Origin of the sequence: Streptomyces sp. 796.1 (genome assembly GCF_047525675.1) — a bacterium.
In the GTDB taxonomy this organism is placed as follows: Bacteria; Actinomycetota; Actinomycetes; order Streptomycetales; family Streptomycetaceae; genus Streptomyces.
On the sequence record NZ_JBLIWA010000088.1, the window covers coordinates 1 to 7,462 of the forward strand.

5 protein-coding genes and 1 pseudogene are annotated in these 7,462 nt (G+C 75.9%); 1 reads left to right on the forward strand and 5 read right to left on the reverse strand.

The features are described 5' to 3' along the window. Positions 1-107 precede the first annotated feature (107 nt). Positions 108-977, reverse strand: a complete 870-nt coding sequence (locus ACMA1D_RS31680; protein ID WP_414727427.1) for a sulfurtransferase — start codon at positions 975-977, stop codon at positions 108-110. A gap of 347 nt (positions 978-1,324) precedes the next feature. Here ACMA1D_RS31680 and ACMA1D_RS31685 point away from each other — a divergent pair, with 347 nt between their 5' ends. After that, positions 1,325-2,131 carry a VOC family protein gene (locus tag ACMA1D_RS31685; protein ID WP_414727428.1) on the forward strand — a complete coding sequence of 269 codons (807 nt, stop codon included), beginning with the start codon at positions 1,325-1,327 and terminating at the stop codon, positions 2,129-2,131. A gap of 908 nt (positions 2,132-3,039) precedes the next feature. Here the strand turns inward: ACMA1D_RS31685 and ACMA1D_RS31690 are convergent. The 4 genes and pseudogenes from ACMA1D_RS31690 to ACMA1D_RS31705 form a co-directional block, all read right to left on the reverse strand. Further along, a pseudogene (locus ACMA1D_RS31690) lies at positions 3,040-3,768 on the reverse strand (thymidine kinase); the annotation flags it as partial. A 291-nt stretch (positions 3,769-4,059) separates the two neighbouring features. Further along, entirely contained in the window at positions 4,060-5,295 is a 1,236-nt protein-coding gene (locus ACMA1D_RS31695; protein ID WP_414727424.1) for an alkaline phosphatase family protein, read from the reverse strand. Then, positions 5,295-5,882, reverse strand: coding sequence for a DUF5998 family protein (locus tag ACMA1D_RS31700; RefSeq protein WP_414727425.1), 588 nt, complete (start codon positions 5,880-5,882; stop codon positions 5,295-5,297). Before ACMA1D_RS31700 ends, ACMA1D_RS31695 begins: the two co-directional genes overlap by 1 nt. 276 nt (positions 5,883-6,158) lie before the next feature. Then, positions 6,159-7,462 (reverse strand): acetate--CoA ligase family protein (locus ACMA1D_RS31705; RefSeq protein ID WP_414727426.1); only part of this gene is annotated, 1,304 nt, incomplete at its 5' end.

A 7,462-nucleotide genomic window follows, 5' to 3' on the forward strand; every position in this document is an offset into this window, starting at 1 on the left:
GGCGTGCGCACGCCCTGCCCAGCGGGAGGGCGCGGGCGCCGGCGCGCGCCGACGGCGGTCCCGCCTTAGCGTGCGCGCCGCGCCGCCGCTCGGCCCGGCGGGTACGGCTAGCCCGGCTCGGCGCCGGTGGCCACCGGGCGGGAGGCGTCGCCGGACCACTCGCTCCAGGAGCCCACGTACAGCGCCGCCGGCACCCCGGCCACCGCCAGGGCCAGCGCCTGGTGGGCGCCGGACACGCCCGAGCCACAGTAGACGCCGACCTCGGCCGCCTCCGTCGCGCCCAGTGCGGCGAAGCGTTCGGCCAGTTCGGCGGCCGGCCGCAAGCGGCCGTCCTCGGTGACGTTCTCGCTGGTGGGGGCGGAGACCGCGCCGGGAATGTGGCCGGCGACCGGGTCGATCGGCTCCACCTCGCCGCGGTAGCGGTCACCGGCGCGGGCATCCAGCAGGAGGCCGCGCCGGGCGAGTCGGGCCGCCCCGTCCGCGTCGAGCAGCGGCAGCCCGCCCGGGCGTGGCGTGAAATCGCCGGCGGCCGGGGACGGGACGGCGGTCTCGGTCGGCCCACCGGCGGCGGTCCAGGCGGCCAGGCCACCGTCCAGGACCCGCACCGACGGGTGGCCCGCCCAGCGCAGCAGCCACCAGGCGCGCGCCGCCGCCCAGCCGCCCGACGGCCCCGCTCCCCCGTCGTACACCACCACCGCACGCTGGGCCCGCACCCCCGCCCGGCGCATCGCCGCGCCGAATACCTCCAGGTCGGGCAGCGGGTGTCGGCCCGCAGCGCCGGGCGGGCCGGCGAGTTCGGCCTCCAGGTCGACGAAGACCGCGCCGGGCAGGTGCCCCCGCTCGTAGTCCGCACGGCCGGTCGGCGTCGTGCCGCGGCCCCCCGGCGGGGTCAACTGCCAGCGGACGTCGAGCAGCAGGGGCGGCTGGGGGCCGGCGAGTTCGGCGAGGAGTTCGGTCGCGGAGACGATGGCGTTCATAGGGCTCATCTTCGCTCCATCGGCCACGCACCGTACAGATCACGCCGAATCTCGCGTACGACCGGACGACACCGACCCGCCACCCCATCAATTCGGGCGCGAGGCATCAAACCAGGCATTCTCCTTGGGGAGTCCGGTGCGTGCGGCGCGGTCGGTGGAACGCGCCGCGGTGACTACTGCGAGCATCTGAGCAGACCCGTCCCGTTACACCCCCGCGTGCCCGCGGCGGCGCGGGGTATCAGGCCACACGACGACGCTTCGAGGAGACAGAGACGATGACCGAGGCACGGCAGTCCCCCGAGTGGCACCACCCCGGGGTCAGCCCGGGCGCACCGCCCGTACGCGGGATGAGGGAAGGTTCCGGGGCAACGGCCGGGTTGAGCGGCCGGGAGCCTGCGCGGCGCGCCCCGGGCACACCCTGCTGGACGAGTCTGATGGTGCACGACCTCGCCACGACGCAGGAGTTCTACCGGGGCCTGTTCGGCTGGGAGTTCCAGCCGGGGCCCTCCGAGTTCGGCCCTTACGTACGGGCCCTGTTGGACGGTCGGCCGGTCGCCGGGATCGGCGAGATGGCGCCGGGGCTGCACCTTCCCGTGGCCTGGACGACGTTCCTGGCCAGCGATGACGCGGATGCCACGGCCGAACAGATCCGGTGCTGCGGCGGCACCGTCGCGGTCGGCCCGCTGGACTCAGGTGAAGAGGGCCGGATGGCGATCGCCGCAGATCCGCTGGGGGCCGTGTTCGGCGTCTGGCAGGCACGGCTGCACCTCGGCAGCGAGGGCGGCGGCGAGCCCGGCACGCCGGTCTGGACGGAGTTGCTGACGTCGGAGACGGAACACGTCGACACGTTCTACCGGACGGTCTTCGGCTGCCAGGTCGAGCCGGTGACCGCAGCCGACGAGGACTACGTGACGCTGACGGTGCACGGCCGGCCGGTCGCGGCCATGCACGGCGTGGGCCACCGGATTCGCGCCGAGTCCGGCGCGCACTGGATGACGTACTTCGAGGTCAAGGACCCGGACGAGGCGGCAGAGCGGGTCACGGTGCTGGGCGGCCGGGTCCTGCACGACCCCGCGGACACCGCCACCGGCCGCAGCGTGCAGGTCGCCGACCCGGAGGGGGCCGCCTTCACGCTGGTGCACACGGAGCACTGAGCGCCGGTGCGTGCCGGGGCCGGGTGCCGGGCGCATACGGGCCGCTGAGCTCGCCGCACACCGGGGCCGGGCGTTCGTGCATCCCGGTGCTGCACGCCGGGCGGGTGCGGGTCGCGGCAGTCGGCACGGAGCACGCGGTGCGGATTCGGGCCGCCGCGGCCTGGGCGCGACGTGGCGCGGGCGGTGTGCGGTACGGCGCGGACGGCGCGCAAGTGGTGTGCGTGGTGGCTTCGCTGCGCGCGGGCGCGCGACACGCATCCGGTGCCTGCCTTCGGGGGCTGCCCGAGGTGGGCGTGGTGGCCAGGGTACGCATCAGGCGGGGTCCCGTGGCGGTGCACGGACGGCGGTGGTGCGGTGACGCCGGCGGTGCGGGAACGGTGGCGGTGCGGGAACGGTGGCGGGTGGGCGCGGCCGGTGGCCTTCGGGCCCGGCGACGACCGCGCCAGACGACGGGTCGACCCGCCGCCCCTCCCGCGACGTACGCCGACGCACCGCGCCCTGGCCCCGCGCACGGATCGCGCCTCGCGCGGCCACCTCCGACGGGGCGCTTGGATCCCGGCGGGACGGCACGCACGGTGCGGCGAGCGACGGCGGACGGCCGCGGTCAGGCCGTCACGGGGGACGCCGCGCGGGCCGCGGGCCGGGACGTGATTCGGGACGCGGTACGGGCTGGATCGATGCGCCCGGTGCCCCCGCGCGCCTACCGGGCCGGCGGCGTGGCCCGGGTGGTCACGGCATGGCCCGGATGGTCACGAGGTGGCCCCGGACGGTCACGGCGTGGCGGTCGGCAGCGCGGCGCCGGCCGGGGTGGCCGCTCCGGCCCGTACGGCGGAAGGCGCCGCAGCACCGGCGGCACGCGCGGGGGCGTCGGCAGAACGGGGCGCGGCATCGGTCGGGTGCACCGGGGCGTCGACGGGCAGCACCTCCGGGGAGAGCGCGGCGGCGCGGGCCGCGGACGCGGTCATGCGGCGGCGGTGGTGGCGCCGGCACAACACCTCGTACCCGACCTCGGGCGTGCGCTCCGCGGTGGTCGCGCCGTCGGCCGAGTGGGCTTCCTGAGCATCGGCGGGCAGCCCGTCCGTACCGGATTCCCTCGTCACATCCGGCTTGTGTACGTCGCCGACGACGACCTGGGCCCCCTCCACGACCATCTGGCCGCCGACGGTGCGGGCGTTGTGCGTAGCGCGGGCGCCGCACCAGCACAGCGCCTCCACCTGGAGCACCTCGATCCGGTCGGCGAGTTCGACCAGGCGCTGCGAGCCGGGGAAGAGCTTGCTGCGGAAGTCGGTGGTGATGCCGAAGGCGAAGACGTCGAGTTCGAGGTCGTCGACGATGCGGGCGAGTTGGTCGATCTGTTCCGGGGCGAGGAACTGTGCCTCGTCGGCGATGAGGTAGTCGGCCCGGCCGCCCGCGCTCAGCCGGGCGACGACGTAGGCGTAGAAGTCGAAGCCCTCGCTGGCCTCGATCGCGTCGGTCGCGAGGCCGAGGCGCGAGGAGAGCCGCCCCTCCCCCGCCCGGTCGTCCCGGGTGAAGATCATGCCCTGGAGCCCGCGGGCCGAGCGGTTGTGCTCGATCTGGAGGGCGAGCGTGCTCTTCCCACAGTCCATGGTTCCGGAGAAGAAGACCAGTTCGGGCATGGGGGAAAGTGACCTTTCGGTTGTCGTGGGCGTCCGGCGGGGGCGCTGTTCCCGCCGGACGGCGCGGCGCAGCGGGAGCCTGCCGCGCCGAACGGCGGCCCGTTGCTGCTTTGCTCGTCGCGCGGACCCTGCGCGCAGCACGGTACGGCACGCCTTCCTGCTGCCCCGCCCCGTCCGACCGCGCGGGCCGTCAGGACGGACGCCAGGAGCGGTCGTCGGGAACGGCCGGCGGAGCAGGAACGGGAACAGTCGTCGGGAACAAGTGTCGGGAACAGGCGTCAGGTACGGACGTCAGGTACGGACTTCGAGGAGCGGAACGAGTTGTTCGACCGGGGTCATCGAGCCGTGTAGACCCACCATGGCCGACTCGTTGGGCTCGGTGCGGCTGGCCACGATGGCGACGTCGTCGTGGGCCGCCGCGATCACGTCGCCGATCCGCCCGTACACCCGCTCGTCCACGCCCGCGCCGGGCGGCCCGAACCAGCCGGCGGCCACCGCCTCGTCCCGGCTCGCCACCCACATCCGGTCGCCGAGCACCTCGCGCCAGACGGCGAGCACGTCGGCGGCTGCCCCGGGCACCGCGTACACGTGCCGGGCCCGCCCCTCGCCGCCGAGCAGGGCCACGCCCGCGCGCAGCTCCCAGTCCTCGTCGAAGTCGATGCGCGACTCCGGGTCGAAGGGCAGGTCGATCATGCCGTGGTCGGCAGTGACGTACAGCGCGGCGTGCGGCGGGAGTTGCTCGGCGAGGCGCTGGGCGAGGCCGTCCACGTAAGCGAGCTGGCCACGCCAGTCGTCGGAGTCCACGCCGAAGCGGTGGCCCTTGCCGTCGACCTCGCTGTAGTACGTGTAGACCAGCGTGCGGCCGGCGGCGCCGAGCTGGGCCGCGGCGAGGTCCATCCGTTCCTCGCCGGAGAGGCGGCCGTGGAAGGTGCCGCCGCTGAGGGCGACCTGGGTGAGCGGCGTGCGCTCGAACGCAGGCGCCGAGACCTGACAGGTGTGGACGCCGGCCGCGTGCGCCAATTGGAACACGGTCGGGTAGGGCTGCCAGGCGTGCGGGTCGGTCCACGGGTGCCAGCGGAGCTGGTTCATCAGCGCGCCGGTGGCCGGATCGGCGACGGTGTAGCCGGGCAGGCCGTGGGCGCCCGGGGGCAGGCCCGTGCCGACCGAGGCGAGCGAGGTGGCCGTGGTGGAGGGGAACCCCGCGGTGAGGGGGGTACCGGTGCCGTTGCGGGAGGTGCCGAGCAGCGAGGTCAGGAACGGGGCCTCGGCCGGGTGGGCGCGCAACAGTTCCCAGCCGAGTCCGTCAATGAGGAAGACGCAGACCCGGTCGGCCGGGGCCAGGTCGAGCCCCGGCGTACCGCTCAGCCCCGGCACCTCCTGGCCGACCACGACGGCCGGCAACAGGTCGCTGAGCGCACCCGTGCCGTACTGCGGCAGCGGTGCGGTCGCCAGGTCCAAGATCGCGTCCTGTGCCGGGTCGTCCGGCCAGGCGTCGCTGGTCACGGGGCCCGCGCCGAATCCCGCCATCAGCGGTCGGTGGCCGTGGTCGCCTCGGACAGCGACTGCGCGAACGCGAGGGTCTGGCGCACGCTGTCGGGCCCGTCGCCCGCCTCGCTGACCCGCAGCGAGAGGTCGTCGGCGGTGGAGGAACCGGTGTAGCCGTGGTCCGCCTCGCAGTTGGGGTCGCCGCAGCTCGCGGGCTCCAGGTCGAGCCGGCTGACGGCGCCCCAGCCGATGGTGAGCACCACCTCGCGGGGCAGCGTGCCCGGGGTGTAGGACTCGGGGTTGGCGACCACGCGGCTCAGCACCACCGAGGAGATCCGGTTGAGCTTGACGGACTCGGTGGAGGTCGTGGCGTACGGGGTGGCGGAGCTGTCGTCGGCGGCCTGCTCGTCGGTGTGGCTGACGATGAAGCGGGTGCCGGTCAGCACCAGCACCGTGACGTGTCGGCGCACCTCGTTGGAGTCGAAGGTCGTCTCCTGGTGCACCAGGAACGCCACCACCGGTTCGCCGCCGACGGCGGCCTCGACCGCCTCGGCAACGAGGGCCGGGTAGTAGCCGCTGCGCTCGATCGCCGCGCGCAGCCCCTGGGTCGTCGTACCGGTCTTCGCCATGCCTCCCATCCTACGGGGCGCGACCGCCCCCGATCCCCTCGTGGGTCGCCGCCGACACCGGCCCCGCACCGCACCGCCACGTGGGCGGCGCGGAGGCGGCCGGGAGGCGACCCCAAAGCGGCCTCCGGACGGCTCGGAGGCGGCGCTGTGGGGCTTTTCGTGGGGTGGGGTGGGTTGGGATGAGCGCTGTGGGCGCGGGGCCCGGGGGTGGGGCGCTGGTACGGGGCTGCGGGTTTGCAGGTTTGCGGGACTGCCGGCCACCAGAGGCGACAGCCGTCAGTACGCGGGCAGGTGGCGCGGGCCGACGTCCGTGCGGACCGGGGGCGGGGCGAGGCGCAGGGAGGCACCGAGCACGGACAGCCCGTGCGGCGCGACGACCACCGGTTCCAGGTGGACGGCGACCACCTCGGGGTGGTCACCCACCAGGCGGGAGACCCGCAGCAGCAGTTCCTCCAGCGCAGCGGTGTCCACCGGCTGCGCGCCGCGCCAGCCGAACAGCAGCGGAGCCGTACGGACCGATCGGACGAGCTCGGACACGTCGCGGTCGGTGGCCGGTATCAGCCGGTGGGCGGTGTCGCCGAGCAGTTCGGACGGGGCACCGGCCAGGCCGAAGGAGAGCACCGCCCCGGCGGCCGGGTCGATCGCTGCCCGCACCACCGTGTCCACCCCGCGCGGCGCCATCCGCTGCACCACCAGGCGCAGCTCGTCGGCGCCGCCGAGGAGCCCGGTCAACTCGGCGTACGCGCGACGCAGTTCCGCCTCGCCTGCGAGGTCGAGCCGGAAGGCGCCGAGGTCGGCCCGGTGGCGCAGGTGGGGCGCCGTGGGTTTGAGGGCGACCGGATAACCAAGCCGCTCGGCGGCCCGGGCGGCGCTGTCCGGGTCCGGCGCGGGCAGCGCGGGCAGCACGCTGATGCCGTAGCGGGCCAGCAGCCGCTGGGCGTCCGGTGCGGAGAGCGCGAAGCTGCGCGGGAGGTGCCGGGGACGTACGCGGCCGGCGGGGGCGGGGCCCGGTGCGGCAGCCCCCGCGGGCCCGGGGGCGCCGTCCGGGCTGGAGGACGGGGCGCCGGTCGCGGTGGCCGGTGCGCCTGTGGTGCGCGGTTCGGGGGCGGTGTCTGGCGCGGCAGTGGCGCCCGGCGCAGGGGCGTCGGCGCGCGCGGCGGGCTGGGCGCCGGCGGTCGGGGGCGAGGCTGCCGCGGAGTCGGCCGGCGCGGCGGCGTCGGTCGCGCCGGTGTCGGTCCCGGCGTCGGCCGGGTTCGCAGGTGCCGGGGCCCTCTGCGCGGGGGCCGGTTCCTGCTGTTCGTGGGCGTGGGCGGCCAGCAGGACGTCGATGTCGGCACCGGCGCCGGCCTCGTCGATGTCGTCGTACTCGGGGACCCGGCCGGGCTCGGCGGCCTGTTGCCGCCAGTGCGCGTACCGCACGGCCTCCGCGAGCGCGCGCACCGCGCGCTCGGCCGCGGGGTAGGCCGGCACCCGACACTCGCCCACCGGGCGCGGTGCGCCGGGCGCCGCCCCGGCTCCCGGGTCGCCAGCGGCCGTCGGGCCGTCGTGGGCCGACGGGCCGTCGTGGGCCTGCGCCGGGG